Origin of the sequence: Limnobaculum allomyrinae (assembly GCF_016649425.1) — a bacterium.
GTDB classification, from domain to species: Bacteria; Pseudomonadota; Gammaproteobacteria; order Enterobacterales; family Enterobacteriaceae; genus Limnobaculum; species Limnobaculum allomyrinae.
In genome coordinates this window covers 1-19,433 of the sequence record NZ_JADRCR010000005.1, presented here as the reverse complement: position 1 = coordinate 19,433, position 19,433 = coordinate 1, and the positions used below count along the sequence as shown (strand labels likewise).

Annotated in this window: 15 protein-coding genes and 3 tRNA genes; 5 read left to right on the top strand and 13 right to left on the bottom strand. The window is 45.5% G+C overall.

Annotated features, from left to right (window positions below):
• Positions 1–489 carry a tRNA (adenosine(37)-N6)-threonylcarbamoyltransferase complex ATPase subunit type 1 TsaE gene (gene tsaE, locus I2494_RS10665; RefSeq protein ID WP_218467008.1) on the bottom strand — a complete coding sequence of 163 codons (489 nt, stop codon included), beginning with the start codon at positions 487–489 and terminating at the stop codon, positions 1–3.
• A 25-nt stretch (positions 490–514) separates the two neighbouring features.
• Positions 515–2,017 (bottom strand): bifunctional ADP-dependent NAD(P)H-hydrate dehydratase/NAD(P)H-hydrate epimerase, encoded by a 1,503-nt coding sequence (gene nnr, locus I2494_RS10660; RefSeq protein ID WP_218467009.1) that lies wholly within the window; start codon positions 2,015–2,017, stop codon positions 515–517.
• On the opposite strand from nnr, the gene queG reads away from it, so the two are divergent.
• Positions 2,016–3,155: a tRNA epoxyqueuosine(34) reductase QueG gene (gene queG, locus I2494_RS10655; RefSeq protein WP_218467010.1), complete on the top strand. Its 1,140-nt coding sequence runs from the start codon at positions 2,016–2,018 to the stop codon at positions 3,153–3,155. The two genes, nnr and queG, sit on opposite strands and share 2 nt — an antisense overlap.
• Before the next feature lie 355 nt (positions 3,156–3,510).
• On the opposite strand, the gene I2494_RS10650 is transcribed toward queG, so the two are convergent.
• Genes I2494_RS10650 through I2494_RS10635 form a run of 4 tightly spaced genes read right to left on the bottom strand, consistent with a single transcriptional unit; the run spans position 3,511 to position 6,985 of the window.
• Positions 3,511–4,935: a coiled-coil domain-containing protein gene (locus I2494_RS10650; protein ID WP_218467011.1), complete on the bottom strand. Its 1,425-nt coding sequence runs from the start codon at positions 4,933–4,935 to the stop codon at positions 3,511–3,513.
• A gap of 3 nt (positions 4,936–4,938) precedes the next feature.
• Complete coding sequence (locus tag I2494_RS10645; protein WP_218467012.1) at positions 4,939–5,106, bottom strand: DUF6384 family protein; 168 nt, start codon at positions 5,104–5,106, stop codon at positions 4,939–4,941.
• On the bottom strand, positions 5,103–5,837 hold the full coding sequence (locus I2494_RS10640) for a DUF6384 family protein (RefSeq protein ID WP_218467013.1): 735 nt from the start codon (positions 5,835–5,837) through the stop codon (positions 5,103–5,105). Before I2494_RS10640 ends, I2494_RS10645 begins: the two co-directional genes overlap by 4 nt.
• On the bottom strand, positions 5,834–6,985 hold the full coding sequence (locus tag I2494_RS10635; protein WP_228350919.1) for a merozoite surface protein 3b: 1,152 nt from the start codon (positions 6,983–6,985) through the stop codon (positions 5,834–5,836). Before I2494_RS10635 ends, I2494_RS10640 begins: the two co-directional genes overlap by 4 nt.
• Positions 6,986–7,427: 442 nt before the next feature.
• On the opposite strand from I2494_RS10635, the gene I2494_RS10630 reads away from it, so the two are divergent.
• A complete protein-coding gene (locus tag I2494_RS10630) occupies positions 7,428–8,261 on the top strand; it encodes an alpha/beta fold hydrolase (RefSeq protein WP_218467014.1) in 834 nt (277 codons plus the stop codon).
• A gap of 311 nt (positions 8,262–8,572) precedes the next feature.
• Here I2494_RS10630 and I2494_RS10625 read toward each other — a convergent pair.
• The 6 genes from I2494_RS10625 to orn all read right to left on the bottom strand — a co-directional run bounded on the left by I2494_RS10625 (position 8,573) and on the right by orn (position 12,055).
• A tRNA-Gly gene (locus I2494_RS10625) sits at positions 8,573–8,648 on the bottom strand.
• A 36-nt stretch (positions 8,649–8,684) separates the two neighbouring features.
• Positions 8,685–8,760: transfer RNA gene (locus tag I2494_RS10620), tRNA-Gly, on the bottom strand.
• Between the two features lie 782 nt (positions 8,761–9,542).
• Positions 9,543–9,950, bottom strand: coding sequence for a DUF2000 domain-containing protein (locus tag I2494_RS10615; RefSeq protein WP_218467015.1), 408 nt, complete (start codon positions 9,948–9,950; stop codon positions 9,543–9,545).
• 55 nt (positions 9,951–10,005) lie between these two features.
• Positions 10,006–10,821, bottom strand: coding sequence for an AraC family transcriptional regulator (locus tag I2494_RS10610; protein WP_218467033.1), 816 nt, complete (start codon positions 10,819–10,821; stop codon positions 10,006–10,008).
• A gap of 440 nt (positions 10,822–11,261) precedes the next feature.
• Positions 11,262–11,337 (bottom strand) — tRNA-Gly (locus I2494_RS10605).
• A 172-nt stretch (positions 11,338–11,509) separates the two neighbouring features.
• Positions 11,510–12,055 carry an oligoribonuclease gene (orn, locus tag I2494_RS10600; protein ID WP_218467016.1) on the bottom strand — a complete coding sequence of 182 codons (546 nt, stop codon included), beginning with the start codon at positions 12,053–12,055 and terminating at the stop codon, positions 11,510–11,512.
• 90 nt (positions 12,056–12,145) lie between these two features.
• Here orn and rsgA point away from each other — a divergent pair, with 90 nt between their 5' ends.
• From rsgA to mscM, 3 genes are all read left to right on the top strand, one after another.
• Entirely contained in the window at positions 12,146–13,189 is a 1,044-nt protein-coding gene (gene rsgA, locus I2494_RS10595; RefSeq protein WP_130590201.1) for a small ribosomal subunit biogenesis GTPase RsgA, read from the top strand.
• A gap of 201 nt (positions 13,190–13,390) precedes the next feature.
• Positions 13,391–14,254: an archaetidylserine decarboxylase gene (gene asd / locus I2494_RS10590; protein ID WP_218467017.1), complete on the top strand. Its 864-nt coding sequence runs from the start codon at positions 13,391–13,393 to the stop codon at positions 14,252–14,254.
• Positions 14,255–14,302: 48 nt separating this feature from the next.
• Positions 14,303–17,626 carry a miniconductance mechanosensitive channel MscM gene (mscM, locus tag I2494_RS10585; protein ID WP_218467018.1) on the top strand — a complete coding sequence of 1,108 codons (3,324 nt, stop codon included), beginning with the start codon at positions 14,303–14,305 and terminating at the stop codon, positions 17,624–17,626.
• 337 nt (positions 17,627–17,963) lie between these two features.
• On the opposite strand, the gene epmA is transcribed toward mscM, so the two are convergent.
• A complete protein-coding gene (epmA, locus tag I2494_RS10580; RefSeq protein ID WP_218467019.1) occupies positions 17,964–18,941 on the bottom strand; it encodes an elongation factor P--(R)-beta-lysine ligase in 978 nt (325 codons plus the stop codon).
• Between the last annotated feature and the right edge of the window lie 492 nt (positions 18,942–19,433).

The window sequence follows — 19,433 nt, the reverse complement described above, 5'->3', positions numbered from 1 at the left end:
TTACTTTCCCTGTAACCCAGACTGATGAATATCATTAAGACGCGCCAACATTAGCTGCCCCTTTGCAGTACCTGCTGATAGCGCCACTTGTCGACCTTCATCATAATAGCTGAAATGTAGCTCCAGATCGGGCTGAGGGAACATACCAATCCCTCGCTGCGGCCATTCAACCAAGCATAAACTATCTGATTGAAAGTAATCACGAATACCCATAAATTCGAGCTCTTCCGGGTCGGCAAGTCGGTATAAATCAAAGTGATATACATTGAAATCGCCTAAGTTATAAGGCTCTACCAATGTATAAGTGGGGCTTTTCACGTTCCCCTGATGGCCTAAAGCCTGTAAAAAACCACGACTAAAGGTGGTTTTTCCTGCACCAAGATCGCCCTGTAAAAAAATCACACCTGATTTATCACAGGCACCCGCCAGTGCGGCACCTAAAGCAACCGTAGCTGCTTCATCGGCTAATGTTAAAACCAATTCTTTCATGTATTCCTGAATATCATTCAATTAATCAAGGGTTCACCAGCTTTGGTATTTCCCGCAGTAAATCCGTGGCTATCATACCTCTTTCCCCCTGTCGCCATGCGACAATATCTGCTGCGCCACCATGAATAACACAACCAGCACAAGCAGCATTAAACGGAGAAAGACCTTGCCCGGACAGGCTGGCAATAATACCTGATAACACATCCCCCATACCGCCGGATGCCATACCCGCATTCCCCACATCCGCAATCGCCAGATGAAGATTTTCATCAGCAATAACCGTTCCGGCGCCTTTCAGTACCACCACACCACCATAACGCTCAGCCAGTTTTTGAGCTGAAAGTAAGCGGTCGCTTTCAATTTGTTGAATATTACACTGCAAAAGCCGGGCGGCCTCCCCGGGATGGGGTGTAATGATGCGATTTTGCCGTTTATCGGGGCTAATTGCCAGCAAGTTAAGTGCATCTGCATCCCAAAGCATTATCTTTTCACTGGCACTCACCTGCTTTATTGCTGCCTTAGCCCATTCAGAAGTCCCCAATCCCGGTCCGATAGCAATCACATCCGCCCAGGCAATGCTGGCATCCAGACTCTCTTCTGTCAGTTCCTGAACCATCAATTCAGGGCGAGCGGCTAAAACAGGTGCAATATGTTCCGCTCGGGTTAGCACTCGCACTAGCCCTGAGCCGGTACGTAATGCAGCCTCCGCCGCCATTCGAATCGCGCCACCGGTACCCACCTCGCCACCAATCACCAGCAACTTTCCATGGTCGCCCTTGTGGGAACAAGGGCGACGAGGCTTAATCCACTGTTTAACATCGGTAACGGTAAGACGTTGAATTGGTGCTTTTTGTTCCCTGACCCAGTCAGATAATCCTAAAGCATCATAATACAGAGCACCGGTGACATTTCTGGCTTGTCCAGTCAGTAATCCTGATTTTAACGCGACAAAGGTTAAGGTTTGGCTGGCCTGAATAGCTGCCTCACCAACGGCTCCGGTGTTAGCATTCAAACCGGAAGGAACATCCAGTGCAACAATGGGAGCCGAATACTGATTTGCTCTGTGAATTAAAGAAGCATAAGGCTCACGCGGCTCAGCTTGAATTCCTGTACCCAACAATCCATCAATAATCAGATCGCAATTCTCTGGCCATAGGACATTTTCCGGCAAGACAGAACCATAATTATTGCTCCAGTTATCCCTCGCCTGACGCGCCTCCGGTGGCAATGTGTGTATATCGCCACAGCCAATCAATGTCACCTCAATGCCATATTGTCTGGCATAGCGCCCAATAACATAACCATCACCACCGTTATTACCGTGCCCACATAAAATTAGCCAGCGTCGGGCATCCGGATAGAGTTTACGACATAAAAGAAATGCCGCTTCACCCGCACGTTCCATAAGTTGATAAAGAGAAACACCCATTTGTCGGGCTGCCAGTTTTTCATTTTCACGTACCCAGTCGGCGCTGAAGACAGAATGTGGTAAGCTTATGGTGTTTCGTTTCTGCTGATGGTCTGTCATGTCACATCCTCTCGATCTCAATCTATTAGCCCAACATATCAAGCAATGGGGGCAAGCACTAGGTTTTCAACAGGTTGGTATCTGCGACACCGACCTGACGCTGGAAGAACCTCGATTGCAAGCCTGGCTTGATAAACAATACCATGGCGATATGGCGTGGATGGCTCGCTATGGCATGATGCGGGCCAGACCCCATGAACTGGAACCGGGAACACTACGCGTTATCAGCGTACGCATGAATTACCTTCCACCTCAGGCATCGTTCGCAAAATCTCTTGCCGATCCCTATATTGGCTATATCAGTCGTTACGCGTTAGGCCGCGATTATCATAAAGTATTACGCCAACGATTAAAAAAGTTGGGAGAGAAAATTCAACAACATTGCGAAAATTTACATTTCCGCCCCTTTGTCGATTCGGCTCCGATTATGGAACGACCATTAGCCGCCAAAGCCGGAATTGGCTGGACAGGTAAACACTCACTCATTATTAACCGCGAAGCGGGCTCCTGGTTTTTCCTTGGGGAATTACTGGTAGATATTCCACTTCCTGTCGATCAACCGGTGGAAGAAGAATGTGGCCGCTGTGTTGCCTGTATGACCTTATGCCCAACAGGCGCAATTGTTGAACCCTACATTGTAGATGCCCGACGCTGTGTCTCTTATCTGACCATAGAATTGGAAGGCTCGATTCCTGAAGAATTACGGCCACTAATGGGTAATCGAATATATGGCTGTGATGATTGCCAAATGGGATGCCCGTGGAACCGGATAGCGCCACTCACTGAAGAGCAAGATTTTTTCCCTCGACCAACATTACATCATCAATCGCTTTTAGAACTATATGCCTGGGATGAGGCTACATTTCTATCTAAAACCGAGGGTTCTCCTGTTCGAAGAATCGGTCATTTTCGTTGGCTAAGAAACATCAGTGTTGCATTGGGTAATGCACCTTATCAGGCTGAAATCATTGAAGCTTTAAAACAAAGAAAAGGACTCTACCCGATTGTTGATGAACACATCGAGTGGGCTCTTGCTCGCCAATGGGAAAAGCGGGAACAGCAAGGTACAGAGGTGCTGGCATCGAAACAGTTAAGGCTTATTCGCTCAGTAAAAAAGGGGTTGCCAAGAGATGCATAATCTACCTCATAAGAGGAACAAAAGAGCATAATATAAAACATCAGTGATTTGTGTATAAAAAAATCAAAAGGCTTTATCTATCAATCGTGAAAAAAACGTCAAGCGATCAAAACAACAAATTTAAAATTAAAAATCCTTTTAATTTCAACTCATAAAGTTTATGACGTTTTTAGATCATTAAGTAATAATCTTATCCTCTGAGAGAATAAATCTGTGGATAACTCTGTTGACAATAATTGAAATGCATATAAATAAAGACCCACAGAGATATTTTAAATATCTCTGTGGGTCACTAAGAAAAGAGCACAAATAATATTAAAACTAAAAAACAGAATTATTCTCTATTCAATTTAATTTAAAAACTATCGGTGGTAGTAAATTTGCCGCCACCGCTTGAGGAAGAAGAACTAAAACCCCCGCCACCGGATGAAGAAGAGGAACTATATCCCCCACTTCGGGATGATGATGAGCGGCTGGAACTTGAGCTGGATGTCGACCAAAAACCACCAGAAGAACTTGAGCTGGAACTCGAGCTGTAACTGGAAGAACCAGCGCTATTATTGCTCGGTACATATCTGACGCTTTTTAATATTTCTAACAAATGGCGAGAACCAAAATCGCCGCTAAAAATTGACGCTAAAACAGTTTCGATTTGGTTGGTACCAATATCATAGTGATATTTACTACGATTTAAATCACTGTTAATAAAACTCTGCGCCATAGCATGGATACGATCGTATTCCGTACCGACTCTCACCCATTCCGGATAGAGTGTAGCAATATCATTTTCAAACGAAGCAATACTATTTTTAGTTGCCAATACTCTTTTCAACAATTCATCATCTAAAGATGATTCTGTTTTTAAGGTCAAAGCATTTAATTTATCAAGCGGCAATGTTTTCATAACTTCAGCAATCTTCGCGGTGACAGATTCAAATAGCGCACCATCTCCGGTAATGTTTTTGCGTAATTCTTCATGCAACGTCTTAATATTAATATGGCCTTCATCAATCACTTTTTCCAGCCGGCTCAACTGTTGATTAAGTTCCGCTAATCCTACATTTTGCGCGACACCAGCAATCATCGTGTCGCGTTTGGCTGATAAGGCGTCTAATCGCTGAGTCACCGTCAATTGACGTTTAACAATCTCCTGCTTCATTGCATGCAGCATATTGTAATTACGGAAATTACGCGGAAAATCAACCTGACGAGCCAACCAGTTATCAAGATTACGGAAAATCCATTTTCCCTGATAATCAGGCTGACCAAACTTACGCTGAACTAAATAGTGAAACGAAGAATTTGCATCATATTCAGCCAGCTTATTGTCGGCTTCTTCTTGTATCTGGTGGCTTAATTCATCAATTGATAAAGCGTCATTATCAACCTGAATATATTGACCGTTCAACTTCACAAATACAGGATCTTGCGATAGCAGCTCATCACGACGTTTTTCTAACTCTCCGGCTTCAGCTGTTAGTTCGTCATATTTCTGCTGATCTTTGTCCATTCTCTGTTTTAGGGTACTCAGTCGAGTATTTAAGTCTGCGATTTGGCTTTTCAGTTGATCAATCAATTGATTGATCTGAGTAAGATCACGAACATCCGGACTCTCCAGCAGCAGCACTTTAGCCATCTGCTGGTAGATACTCATCAGCTCTCTTTTCAATTCCACGACTTTTTCACGACTGAACATAATATTGGTATTCAGTTCACGAGCTCGCCTTTCCAGCTCAATCTCATGGTTATAGATAAGGCCTGATACTTCAGAAGCTTTCATAACTTACCACTCCATGATGATTTTGCCGTTACTGGAACCAGCATAGTTGAAACTCAGAGAGCCGACCGGCTTTTTGCCCGCCAGATTACTTTGAATATGACCGTCATCCATCTTGTCTTTTCTGACTTTCAAATATTCACTTTGCGGTACTTGCAGCCCAAAGATAGTCACCTGCCGCAGCTTGCCCGTTTCAGAACCTGCTGAATACGCCGATCGTTATCTGCCACCAATCGATAACGAGTTAACATATCGCCAAGTGAGCGATAATCTTTCTCCATCATTTGGTAAATGGCGACCAGATACTCTTTTTGATCCAACAGTGCAGGACGCGAAGACTCACTCAGATTCAGGGTACGATCAAAAGCAACCTGCTTCTCACGCAGTTGCGCTATCAACTTAGTACTCTCATCCTTCAGGGATTGGCCCTGTGATGTGGCATAACGCAATGGTTTCTGGCCCAGCGTATCAAACTCTCGCTGATAACCAGCAATGCTCTTAATAAGCTGCACTTCGGCTTCTTGCTGTTTAACAATCGAATCTTTTACTACCCGGGTCATCATATAACCGGCGCTAAAATAGACCCCCAGCGCAATTAATGCCGCAATAAACAGGTAAATAAATATTCGACGCTTAAGGTAAAGCTTAGCCAGCAGGCGCTGATGCCATGCAGGCTTAATCATCTGAAAACGCAGCCGATCGGAGAACCATTCATTCACGCCCTGTTCTATCAGTTCGTCCTGAATGTCCATGCCTCTCGACTGGTAATACTCTTTGATTTTTTTGGCAATTTTGCGGCGTAATCCAACGGGATTAAGCTGCTCTTCTAACGCGATCTGTTGCTGATAGAGGTCATCAATAATCGCCATTGCACCTAACTGATCGCTAAGCTTTACTTCACTCATTCAACGGCAGCCTTCAGCACAATTTCAGAGAAGCGACGTTTTCCGTCTTCTACGATATTTTCCAGCTCTTTCGCATTGTTGGTTGACTCAACCCGCAGCTCTTCAATGAGCTTATGACTGGATTCCTGATAACTGGTGATAGCGTTAACCAGCGAGCGAATAGATTCCGCTTTGATAGTGGAACCGTAACCGGCACGCAGACCCGCTTCCAGATGTTTGTTACCCGCTTCAGCAATGGTTTCCAGACCTTTATTGATGCCGTCTTTCATAGCTTCCAGCGTTTTAGTGCTTTCAGACAAACCACTTAATGATGTCATTGAAGCTGACAGAGCAGTAAATACGATTTCATTGGTAGAGAAAAATACCACGCTCTGGCGATACACCCGCTCTTTTACCGATGAGGTTTGTTGCAGGCGAGCAAATACCGCTTCCGCTGAGTTATAAGCCACCAGCAAGTTTTCAGTGAGATCTTTCACAATCTGGTAGCGCTCATCTTCTTTTTGCATCAGGCGCAGCGCTTCATCACGACTCAATTCTAAACGAGCCAGTTCAGCGGCATCAGTGGTGGTGGCATGCTCTCTGGCCTCATGAGCAGCCTGCAATTGGGTTTTGCACTGTTCCAGGTTTTTTTCCGCTAGCGTCAGCAGTTCCTGAGCATCGATCTGCGCCTGTTTTAAACCAAAACGGAAATCCTGATAAGCATCCAGAATGGTACGTTCACGGCTGATTTGCTCGGATGAGGCTTTAGCAACCTCCATATAGGTTTCTTTGATCTTGTTGAAACGATCGGGAATTGAGCCTCTGACTAATACCATCCAGCCATTTTTAACCCGTTCAACCAGATCCAGTTTACCGTCATCCAACCAGGTCACCATATTTTGAGCATCATTACGAATTGAATCGAATGCCGCCACAATCGTGCCCTGACGATTAGCAATATCCATTCCCATAATGTTGTCACGTACGATAGCGTTGAAGCTGCTTTGTTGCTGTAGAGTGCGGGCAATGGCAACTACGCGATTGTTATCAAGGTTAGAAATAGCATCCAACAGTGTCATGACCGGTGCTTCAGGCTCTCCGGCAACAATAATGCCGAGTTGTTTAAGTTTTTGAACTGCGCGGTCAGTATATGAAACGATAGAATTCATCAGGTTATCCTTGCTTTATTGCGATATAAGTACGCTAACAGAGTGTGTTTTTCTGACTGCTCCCCGAAGTATCCCTTTCAGTACATTATCGGAGCTGGTTCCCCAGCACAGTGTCAGCAATCTGATCTGCCGGATGTTATACCATTCCTGAACATCTATGCCAATAAAAGAGTAAATATCAAAAACAACAAATTCATTATTAATCATTGCGTTATATTTATATATTTTGCATTACCTCCTTGAATATTTTCTTTTAAAAGCGTTGTCTTTCTGCAAATCGATTCACCTCTCATTTTTGTACTAGGATTAACAGTTGGGGAGGGAAATAAGTTGTGTCTTCCCCTTTAGGGAAAGATTGAACGTGAAAATATAACGTCAGTCATATCTCTAATGTTCTGATTTAGAAATTAATCTTTAGCAAAAACGTATAAGGATCGAAAAGATGTCAACAACGAATACGATTAAGCTCAAAGATGGAACGACGCTGTACTATAAGGATTGGGGTTATGGTCAACCAGTAGTATTCAGTCACGGCTGGCCGCTCTCTTCTGATGCTTTCGAAGATCAAATGCTGTTTCTCGCCTCCCATGACTACCGGGTAATAGCCCACGACCGCCGGGGACACGGGCGTTCTTCCCAACCCTGGGGAGGACACAATATGGATCAGTATGCAGACGATCTGGCTGAATTAACTAAAGCGCTGGATTTACGTGATGCGATACATGTAGGGCACTCAACCGGAGGTGGCGAAGTTGCTCGCTATATCGGTCGTCATGGTATTCAGAGAGTATCAAAAGCGGTATTAATTGGTGCAGTCCCCCCCATTATGTTAAAAACCGACTTCAATCCGGCGGGCCTGCCTAAAGAAGTGTTTGATGGGATCCGTAAAGGGGTACACGATGATCGGTCACAGTTCTTTAAAGAGCTGTCTGAAACCTTCTATGGTTTCAATCGTCCTGATTCAAAACCTTCACAAGGGCTACGTGACAGCTTCTGGTTACAGGGTATGTCTGGCTCAATTAAAGCACTTTATGACTGCGTAAAAGCCTTCTCTGAAACCGACCTGCGGGAAGATCTCAAGAAGATGACGATTCCGACACTGGTTATTTATGGTGATGACGATCAGATTGTGCCACCAAAAAGCTCCAGTGAAGCAGCTATCAAATTGCTGCCGGATCCACATGTCAAAGTGTACAAAGGCGGGTCACACGGCATTTGCAGCACTCACAAGGATCAGATTAATAAAGATTTACTGGAGTTTATCAGAGGGAAGTAGCATTCCTTATTAATCGATAATGAAAGAGTTATAGCCCCGAGACACCGGGGCTTTTATTTAGAACTGGCTATCACCATCTGACCGGCTTGCTATGTTGCTTTTACATTTAATAAATAGCATCCCGACGCTATAAATTATGAAACCGGCAGTTAAGGTTCCGGTGTTTTAGGTAACCATGCTCTGGCACAAGCGTTCCCACAAGGATCCGGCGCATCAATGGCTAAGAGAATATATTGCAAATTCGGTATGACAAAACATCAACAGTGATTATTGTGTGTGTAGTAAAAAAGAGGATCGTACGAAGAAAGATTTGGAGCGGGAAACGAGACTCGAACTCGCGACCCCGACCTTGGCAAGGTCGTGCTCTACCAACTGAGCTATTCCCGCATTAGAGAGGTAAATCTGGTGCTGTTATCTGAAATTTGGAGCGGGAAACGAGACTCGAACTCGCGACCCCGACCTTGGCAAGGTCGTGCTCTACCAACTGAGCTATTCCCGCATCTCAATGCAGATAACTCCTTACGCAAGATAACTTGTTGTTATAACGCTATGATTATAAAAACAAAATAACTACACCCTGCGTTTGGATGCGCTGCATTATGTACTAAACTCATAACGCTGGCAAGACTTTTAACGAAAATTTTTACTGGTCAAAATAACCGCAAAGCCCACCGTAGCAACCAATGCAGACGATTTTTTCATCAATTGGTCAAAATCAGTCCATAGGAATTGTCTGAGTTTGGGTATCGTTTTTCCTGACTATTACAGAATAGACCAAAAACGTCATTGCATAATTTGTATTGGTAAGTCATCACTACTCTGGTGTGTACACAGGCTGATGTTTTAGCGCTTCACTAATTTTAACCGGTGTCGGAAATTCATTAAGCCAATACCTTACTCTACTTAATGGATGGTCAGGGAACATGGCATCGTATTCGCTGCTATCCGAAGGAACTTTCCTGACCTCATGACTATGTCATTTATCAAATAACGCTTCCACGGAGACGAGTTCAGTGTCCTGCTGTTCGGGTAATCCTGGTTCTTCTGTTGCAATAAATACGGCGGCTTCTCTATACCCGTAGTTCCTTTTTCCAGTGCTTCGTAGTTAATTTGATATAACGCATCCTTAGTATCCAGAGAATACCCACGTAATACATGGCTAATGCGCCAGCTTCCGAGCTACGATATTTAAAAATGCCTCGTAAAGCTGGGATTGCTTCTACTTTGCCACAATCAATTGATTCATATTGATTAACCCTAGTTCCTCCGGGATTGAATAGGTTACTTATGTAGAGATAACCCTTTTATTGCTTTATCTACTACTTTTTTAGAACCACAGATTGCCAGACCAACAAGGTTCATATTGTTAGGATCTTCGGCAAGAAATACCTGCCGGTTGGCCTCATCATGACCGGTTGAGAACATGGCATGTACATAAGGAACGAGGGTAAGTTCGCGTTCAAGCCCTTTACGATGGGCATTCTGAAGTCCAGAAAGATCTGCTTCAAAAATAAGCATAGGTTGTCCTGACATGTTCGCGTAACAACGCCCTAATGAGTCGATATAGGGAGCCCCCATGATCTCTGGATAAGCAGAGGCTATACCGGTAGCCAAAAAAGAAACAACATTTAATTTCTGCCAGACAAGCAGATCGTCAAGCACAATAAAAGCTATTTTTGTGTCAAACATCTGTAATCATTCTCCGATTTTTCTCTAAAAAGATATATTCGGAGAGAAAGCAGCATCAGTCTAGAACGTTTGTGCAGCGACGCTGATAATCTGCCGGAGAGAATCGATAGGCCCGCTGAAACCAGCGCCCCATATGGCTTTGATCTGAAAAACCGACTTGTGAGGCAACCAACGCCGGTTCTATTCCATTCGCAAGTAATTTACGCGCAGTTCGGAGCCTAAGACGCACAAGATAAGCGTGAGGGGATTGTCCAAAAGCCTTTTTGAATTGCCGAGTTAAACGAAAACGATCAATACCGGAATAGCGAGAAAGGTCGTCCAATCCGACGTCCAAATGCAGACTATCGTGAAGATAATCCTTAAGTTGATACATCTGACTAAGGGAGTCGTTCAAGATAGATTGTGGCTTAACGCCAATATGTCGAGAAAGAAGGGAGATTAAGTGATCCAGACTTTGATCACGGGCCAGTCGCCCTTCCTTATGGTGAATAGCTGAAAATGCCCGCTGTATAGCTATGATCAACGCTGGTTCATCGGTCAACGTGTTACGAAAAGCGGCTTCTATTGCAGACACATCACCTAGCTCACGCCGTTGCATCATTTCAGACAACCATGCTTGAGGCAAATAAAGCATGGCATAGGTGAAACCGGCAGCCTCAACAGCTTGTCCATCATGAACAGCCCCCGGCTCAATAAGTATGGCTCTTCCGGGACGGCTGATATGCACAGAACGATGGCAGTTAAAGCGTTGTAACCCTTGCTCGGTTACCCCAACTAACACCTCATCATGGTCATGCGCGTCATAAGCATGTCCACAAAAATGGGCTTTTACACTTTCTATACCCGTTTCATCATCCCTAAAGAGATTAATCCAGTCCCGACAGGTTCCCTTATTTTATTTCTTGTTTCCATTGGGTAAGTCTCATCACTATTTACATTTAAAACAGCAACAGTTTTTATCATTGTCGATAAACCCATCTTGGTCAACTTTTGTAAAAAGGAAAGAATGCCTTAGAAAATTACGAAGGGAGCTTAAAATCTGATGGAAAAAGAACAAGTCTTTCCCTTCCCTGATAGATTTATAAACAATAAAACCATTAGAGAGGCGACAATCCACAAAGCACTTGGCATCGACATGACCAGCCGCGACGAAACAAAAGAGGCTATCCCAATGCGCTTATCAAGTGCAGCAAGATACAAATTTACCAAAAAAAACCAGCTGAGAGGAACGTTGAGAGAATATCAACAAACGATCTTTGGTGAATTTAGTTTTTACTTTCAAAAAACTAAAGACTTCAACATACAATATATTGGAGCGGGAAACGAGACTCGAACTCGCGACCCCGACCTTGGCAAGGTCGTGCTCTACCAACTGAGCTATTCCCGCATTTGGAAGGCCGTACGTTATACAAATTACAACGTGACGGGGAGCGCATTATACGAAAACTAATCCGCCCCGCAAGCCCTGTTATCGAAAAAATCGCACATTATCTTTTGTCTGCCTATTAAAGCGACAAAATGCGCTAATAAGCAGCAGACACTCACGTCTTCAGCCAGCTTTATAACTTAATAAAATTCTCACGATAATAAGCAAGCTCGGCAATTGAATCACGAATATCATCCAACGCCTGGTGAGTACTTTGTTTAGTAATACCGGCCAATACTTCTGGTTTCCAGCGGCGCGCCAGCTCTTTCAATGTGCTGACATCCAAATAGCGATAATGGAAATAGCGTTCCAGCTCTGGCATATAGCGATAAAGGAAGCGGCGATCCTGGCCGATGCTGTTACCACAAATAGGCGAGCAACCCTGAGGTACCCACTGCTGTAAAAACTCAATGGTCTTTTGTTCGGCAGCCTGTTCATCAAAAGTGCTCTGCTTAACCCGCGTCACTAATCCACTTGCGGTATGGGTAGTGGTGTTCCACTCGTCCATCAACGCCATATGTTCATCCGTTTGATGGATAGCGAAAACCGGCCCTTCAGCCAGAATATTCAGGTTAGCATCCGTTACTATCGTGGCGATTTCGATGATGCGATTAATTTCAGGATCTAAACCGGTCATTTCCAGATCGATCCAAATCAGGTTATTCTCATTCCCGGACATGATGTTTCCTGCGTGATTAACTGAACATCAGTGTATCATAGCCGTTTGACGCGTTCCCGGCGACTGTCACTGCTGCTAAAAGGTATTTTTGTGAGTAAGAATAAACTGTCTAAAGGTCAACAACGACGCGTTGCTGCAAATCATCAGCGACGTTTACAGACAACAAATCAAAAACCAGAGCCTGATGATTCGCTGTTTGGCGAGCCTCAGGAAGGCATCGTCATTAGCCGTTTTGGTAAGCACGCCGATGTTGAAGCACCGGATGCCAGCCTGCACCGCTGCAATATTCGCCGTACTATTGGCTCGTTGGTCACCGGCGATCGTGTGGTATGGCGAGCGGCGATCACTGCACAAGCCAAAGGCGTGATAGAAGCGGTACACGACCGTATTTCTGTCCTTACCCGGCCCGATTTTTATGACGGCATAAAACCCATTGCTGCCAATATCGATCAAATTATTATCGTCTCAGCCATATTGCCTGAGCTTTCACTGAATATTATCGACCGCTACCTGGTGGCTTGCGAAACGTTATCCGTTGAACCAATCATTGTATTGAACAAAGTCGATTTACTTGATGAAGAAGGCCGTGAGTTTATCAATCAAACCATGCAAATCTATCAGCATATTGGCTATACCGTACTACAGGTTTCCAGCTATACCGGTGAAGGAATGGTGGAGTTAAAATCTCACCTCGATCACCACATTAGCATTTTTGCCGGTCAGTCAGGTGTGGGTAAATCCAGTCTACTGAACGCTCTGCTGCCTGCCGATGAGGCCAATATTCACGTAGGTGAAGTATCCGATAACTCCGGGCTTGGCCAACACACTACCACCGCGTCTCGCCTGTATCACCTGCCTGATGGAGGTGACATTATTGATTCACCTGGAGTGCGTGAATTTGGTCTATGGCATCTGGAGCCGGAACAGGTAACAGAAGGTTATATTGAGTTTCGCGACTATCTGGGTCACTGTAAATTCCGCGACTGTAAGCATATTGACGATCCTGGATGTGCTATCCGTGAAGCAGTAGAGCAGGGAAAAATTGCCGAAGAACGCTATGATAACTATCTAAAAATTCTGGATAGTATGGCGGACGTAAAAGTTCGTAAAAACACATTAGAAACTAAAGATTAATAACATATTATTCCCGGAATCGAACTGTTAGCGAAATCCGGGGATCTATTGCCTGAAACATTGCCGGTTAGCTGTGGTCATAATCAGGATGAATAACAATTAATAGCGGTATGCGGCAGGTGAATGACTTTATATATCAGCCCCGCTACAATGCGCGACTTTGATTTAACAGTCAGACAGATAATGCAAAGAGGATACCCCGTGCTGGATCGTATAAAAGTGCAGTTACAATATTTACTCCCTAAGCAGGGGCTTACTCAACTGGCGGGTTGGGGAGCCAGTAAGCAGGCAGGATGGCTAACCCGTCTGGTGGTCAAAGGGTTTGCCAAATATTACCGCGTAGATATGCAGGAAGCTCAACAGCCAGATCCTGAGTCATACGCCACATTTAATGATTTCTTCGTTCGCCCACTGAAAGAGGGAGCACGCCCGATTGTTGAGGGTGAACGCCAACTGGCACTGCCTGCCGATGGCGCCGTTAGCCAGTTAGGTGCGATTACTGAAGGTAAACTACTTCAGGCCAAAGGACATGACTATACGCTGGAAGCCCTGCTGGCCTGCAATATGCCGATGGTGGAAAAATTTCGCAATGGTCAATTTGCCACTATCTACCTTTCTCCTCGCGACTATCACCGGGTACATATGCCGTGTAATGGCGTGCTGCGTGAAATGCTGTATGTTCCCGGCGATTTGTTCTCGGTAAATCCGCTAACGGCAGAAAATGTTCCTAATCTGTTTGCCCGTAATGAACGAGTCATCTGCCTGTTTGATACTGATTTCGGCCCAATGGTACAAATTCTGGTTGGCGCTACTATTGTTGGCAGTATTGAAACCGTCTGGGCGGGTACCATTACCCCACCTCGTCAGGGAGTATTGCAACGTTGGACTTACCCAACTGAAGGTGAAGGATCGGTCATACTGAAAAAAGGCGATGAAATGGGCCGATTTAAATTAGGCTCTACGGTTATTAACCTGTTCGCTGAAAACAGCATCACTTTTTCACCGGCTCTGCAATGCAAAACACCAACTCGAATGGGAGCGTTGTTTGCGGAAGCCCGTGAATAATAAAGGTGAACTTCACTAACCACTGTAACTTAACCAAAAGCTGAGTAGATGATGAAGCTGACCCGTTTATTATTCGCCCTGTTAATAAGCCTGCTGTATTTGGCTCCACTTCAGGCTGCGCCACAGCTGGATGCCGGGCAGATCAAGCAGGAAATAAAACTGGTCGAAGCCGATAAGGACATGCCGAATCAGAAAGAGATTCTGGACGCCTATCAAAGTGCCTTGAATTGGGTAACTGAACGTTCAGACTCTCTTTCACGCAGCCAGCAATACCGCAAAGCCATTGATGAGTTTCCCAAACTCACTAAAACTCTGCGTACTCAACTCGAGGCCGACAATGGTGAAGCACAGCCACCGTCTGAAAATCTGACGCTGGCCGAGCTGGAACAATTATCAATTCAGACTAACAGTCAGCTACTGGAACTCAGCCGCCAGCTTCAACAGGAGCAGGATCGCGCACGAGAAATCAGCAACTCACTGACTCAACTTCCGTTGCAACAGGCGTCGACGCGTAAAGCACTTGGCGATCTTGAACGTCGCCTGCCAGAACAAAACAACCAGACAACACCGCTTAACCAGGCTAAGTCACTACAGCTTCAGGCCGAGCTGGCCTTTTACAAATCCAAAGCTGATGAACTGGAATTAGAGCAGCTATCCGCCAGTAACCGGCAAGAAATTTCCCGCTTACAAATTGAAGTGGTAAAGAAAAAACAGGCTAAAACTGACAGTCTGCTGCAACTGATAAATAATCAGCTAAACACCCGCCGCCAGTTGGAAACCAAGCAAACGCTGGAACATACCACTCAGTTGGCTGAACAGCATGGCGATCTGCCGCTTTCTATTCGTAAGCTATTACAAGAAAATCAGGAATTATCTGAACGCTTAAGCCAGCAGGCAGTGCGTTTAGATGAGATCACGACTGAACAACGAGCGACAATTTCTAAAATTCTGCAAGTTCGCCAGGCTCTGAGCTCGCTTAGTGAACAGGCTCAGTGGTTGGGTATGTCCACTGCATTAGGTGAAAGTTTGAGGATGCAGGTTTCCCGCCTGCCAGAAATGCCAAAACCTCAGCCGCTGGATAGCGAAATGGCTGAAATTCGGGTACAGCGTTTAAGTCTGGATGAACAACGCGATAAATTGACTCATATGGCTCCCCTGCTACAGGATGACGGACAGCCCCTTACCGCTCAACAGCAAGAGCTCGCAAAGCAGCAGATCAAAATGCAGCAAGAGCTGCTGTCATCCTTACTTGCTGGTGATGATTCATTAATCCTTGAACTGACTAAGCTAAAAGTTTCTAACAACCAACTAATCGATGCACTGGTAGAAATCAAAGACGCCTCCCACCGCTATTTGTTCTGGGTGGCAGACGTTAATACACTGAGCCTGAGTTATCCGATTCAGGTTCTGCAAGATCTGAATAAGCTGGTATCGCTGGATACGTTGTCTGAACTTAGTGGTGCCTTTGGCATGATGCTCACCACCAAAGAGTCGGTGGTGCTGATTTTGGCTGCACTGGTGTTGGTGGGCTTTGGCTTTAGTTCCCGTCGCCACTATCAGGCATTTTTAGAACGCGTGGCATCACGTATTGGTAAAGTTACTCAGGATCAATTCTCGTCAACTATTCGAACCGTATTTTGGTCAGTGATCGTTGCTGTTCCTCTGCCGGTGCTCTGGTGGGCTCTGGCCTATGGCCTGCAACATGCCTGGCAGTATCCTATTGCTGTTGCCATCGGTGAAGGCGTTAACGCGACCGTACCGCTGATGTGGGTATTTATGATCAGTGCCAGCTTCGCCCATCCACAAGGTCTGTTTATCGCCCACTTCCGCTGGTCACAAACTCGGGTGGCACGCGCCATGCGCTATTATCGCCTGTCGCTCTGGCTGGTTGTGCCGTTAATTATTGCCTCAATCAGTTTTGATAACTTTAACGATCGTGAGTTCTCCGGCACATTGGGTCGCATTTGCTTTATTCTGTTATGTGGCGCATTAGTCATGATGACCACCAACCTGAGGCGAGCCGGAATTCCCCTCTATCTCGACCGTAAAGGTTCCGGTGAGAATATGGTTAATCAGGCGCTATGGACCTTTCTGATTTGTGCTCCGATTGCTGCGGCGTTATCCGCCAGCTTTGGCTATTTGGCGACTGCACAGGCGCTGTTACTACGACTGGAAGCTTCAGTTGCCATTTGGTTTGGTCTGCTGGTCATTTACCATATCATCCGCCGTTGGATGCTGATTCAACGACGCAGAATCGAGTTTGACCGGGCAAAACAGCGCCGGGCAGAACGACTGGCACAGCGAGCTAAGGGTGAAGAAGAGAGCCTGCCTACCAGTACCGAAGGGCTATTAGATAACGATGACTCGGTGGTAGTCGATCTGGATGCCATTAGTGCCCAGTCGCTACAATTGGTACGTTCTATCCTGACCATGGTTGCGCTGGTTTCTCTTATCATCCTCTGGTCAGAAATTCATTCGGCGTTCGCCTTCCTGGAAAACATCCGATTATGGGATGTAACCTCATCAGTACAGGGAACAGAGAGCATTCAGGCCATTACCTTAGGCTCTGTGCTGATTGCCATCTTAGTATTTATTGTTACCACCCAGTTAGTTCGTAACTTACCGGCACTGCTGGAGCTGGCGATCCTCCAGCACTTAGATCTGACGCCGGGTACCGGTTATGCCATTACCACTATCACCAAATATATTCTGATGCTGATTGGTGGCATGGTGGCCTTCTCAATGATTGGTGTTGACTGGTCTAAACTCCAGTGGTTAGTTGCGGCACTTGGTGTGGGGCTTGGTTTTGGTTTACAGCAAATCTTCGCCAACTTTGTCTCCGGCCTGATCATTCTGTTTGAAAAACCTATTCGTATTGGCGATACGGTGACAATTCGTGAGTTAACCGGTTCGATTACCAAAATCAACACCCGGGCAACCACCATTGTTGACTGGGACAGAAAAGAAATCATTGTTCCAAATCAGGCATTTATTACCGAACAGTTTGTTAACTGGTCGCTGTCGGATTCCGTTACCCGTATTGTTTTAACCGTTCCGGCAACGGCGGAAACCGATCCAAATCTGGTGAAACAACTACTGGAAGACGCAGCACACAAATGCCAGTTCGTACTGGAAACCCCGGCACCTGATGCCTTCCTGGTAGATATTCAACAGGGTATCCAAATCTTTGAACTGCGGGTATTCGCGGCCGAGATGGGTATGAGAATGCCATTGCGTCATGAAATGCACTCGCTGATTCTCAAAGCTTATGCAGATCATGACCTGACGCTACCATTCCCGCCATTCCAAATGCGCGCCGACGCCCTCTCCCGCGCTGGCCTCAGACCCCGGTTTAAAACCGGAGAAATCTAACCTGATAAAGGTTTGATCCGGACATCAAAAAGGCGCCTAAAGCGCCTTTTTCTATTCAAGCAAATGTCAATCATCGGGAGAAGCCGCCCTTGGGGTCGTAGCAGCTTTAGCTGCCGGACAAACAGGCAAAGCCTGTTTGAACAGCGCTTGCGCTAGCCAGAAGGGTGAAACACCGCAAGGTGTTTCATAACTGCCCCCAGGCGGAGTAGGCCCGATGCACTCTGTCGCTGAGTACAAAGGTCTTTGCGGCCGAGCACATTAGCAATATTAGTGCTTAGTTTTTACGGCCGGAATATCTTCCAAACTAAATTTAAACAACCTAAAAGAACAACAATAATTAGGCTCTATCCACCGGAAATGCCATAACCTCACTAATCGACTGCGCTGAAAGCGCAATCATAATCAGACGGTCAACACCCAGCGCCACACCTGCACATTCCGGCATACCATAGGCCAAAGCAGCCAAAAAGTTCTCATCAATAGGATGAACCGGCAACCCACGTGCTTCACGCTTACGATTTTCCTGCTCAAAACGCTGACGCTGCTCACCGGCATCGGTTAGCTCACGAAAGCCGTTTGCCAACTCAACACCTTTATAATAGACCTCAAAGCGTTCTGCCACGCGGTGATCTTCAGAGCTAATCTCTGCCAGAGCCGCTTGTGATGCTGGAAAGTGATAAACAAACGTAGGTTTTTCCTGACCAATATGCGGCTCCACACCAAATGCAAACAGCATCTGCAACAAGGTGTCACGCTCCTCTTCCCGGTTCGCCAGTTCTTCCATATCTAATTTAGCCGCTGCCGCTCTTAGCTGAGGCTTATCCGCAGAGAGTGGATCAATTTCCAGATGACGAATAAAGATCTGCTGATAAGAAACCACTTCGCTGGCTTCGCAATCCAGAATCTGTTGGAGCAGATCATCCACCTCGTTCATCAAACGGTACATATCAAAGTGTGGGCGATACCACTCCAACATGGTGAATTCAGGATTGTGATAACGGCCCGCTTCTTCATTACGGAAACTCTTGCCCATCTGATAGATAGGGCCGCTACCCGCAGCCAGCAGACGCTTCATATGAAACTCAGGACTGGTCATCAAAAACAGCGTCATACCATCCGCAGCACCCGGCCCGACAAAACGTGTCTGGAAAGGGAACAGATGGATATCCGTAACCGTTGCCTGACTCATTGCCGGAGTTTCCACTTCCAACACGCCGCGCTCTGAGAAAAACCGTCTGATTTCACTGACAATTTTCGCACGCTTTAATAATTTAGCGATAGAAGCGCTGGGCTGCCAACTGGCCAGGTCGCTCATTTTTTCTACTCCAAAATTAATTTAGTCCGGCAGTCTACCCTTATCTCTTCCGACAGACAAATTTACCCACGGTTTTCTGGTTTCAGCCACGCGCGCATCCGATTACTTCAGGATGAAATAATATGAAAATACATTTATTTAATATATTGATCACATTTTATTAATATAACCATTTTCAAAAAAAATGAATGGATTATGCTGACTAACTATAAAAAAAATCGATCTCGTCAATATTCGTCTACACAAGATTAGGTAGAATAGACGTCCTATACTGGATTCACCAATATTTTCGGTGGTTCTAAAGGTTAACATCAGATTTTCCTAACGCTATAGATCTGACTGGCTGGTATAAGACTTACTTTTTATTATTAAACTGGAACATTTGGAGGAATGCAGTGCAAACCTTTAACGCAGACATTGCTATCATCGGAGCAGGTGGTGGCGGTCTTCGTGCAGCCATTGCCGCTGCCGAAGCGAATCCCAACAGTACCA

Coding starts and splice junctions, on each gene's coding strand:
- tsaE (WP_218467008.1), bottom strand. CDS start 489: ATGAAAGAATTGGTTTTAACATTAGCCGATGAAGCAGCTACGGTTGCT.
- queG (WP_218467010.1), top strand. CDS start 2,016: ATGTCACATCCTCTCGATCTCAATCTATTAGCCCAACATATCAAGCAA.
- nnr (WP_218467009.1), bottom strand. CDS start 2,017: ATGACAGACCATCAGCAGAAACGAAACACCATAAGCTTACCACATTCT.
- I2494_RS10650 (WP_218467011.1), bottom strand. CDS start 4,935: ATGAAAGCTTCTGAAGTATCAGGCCTTATCTATAACCATGAGATTGAG.
- I2494_RS10640 (WP_218467013.1), bottom strand. CDS start 5,837: ATGAGTGAAGTAAAGCTTAGCGATCAGTTAGGTGCAATGGCGATTATT.
- I2494_RS10635 (WP_228350919.1), bottom strand. CDS start 6,985: ATGAATTCTATCGTTTCATATACTGACCGCGCAGTTCAAAAACTTAAA.
- I2494_RS10630 (WP_218467014.1), top strand. CDS start 7,428: ATGTCAACAACGAATACGATTAAGCTCAAAGATGGAACGACGCTGTAC.
- I2494_RS10615 (WP_218467015.1), bottom strand. CDS start 9,950: ATGTTTGACACAAAAATAGCTTTTATTGTGCTTGACGATCTGCTTGTC.
- orn (WP_218467016.1), bottom strand. CDS start 12,055: ATGTCCGGGAATGAGAATAACCTGATTTGGATCGATCTGGAAATGACC.
- mscM (WP_218467018.1), top strand. CDS start 14,303: ATGATGAAGCTGACCCGTTTATTATTCGCCCTGTTAATAAGCCTGCTG.
- epmA (WP_218467019.1), bottom strand. CDS start 18,941: ATGAGCGACCTGGCCAGTTGGCAGCCCAGCGCTTCTATCGCTAAATTA.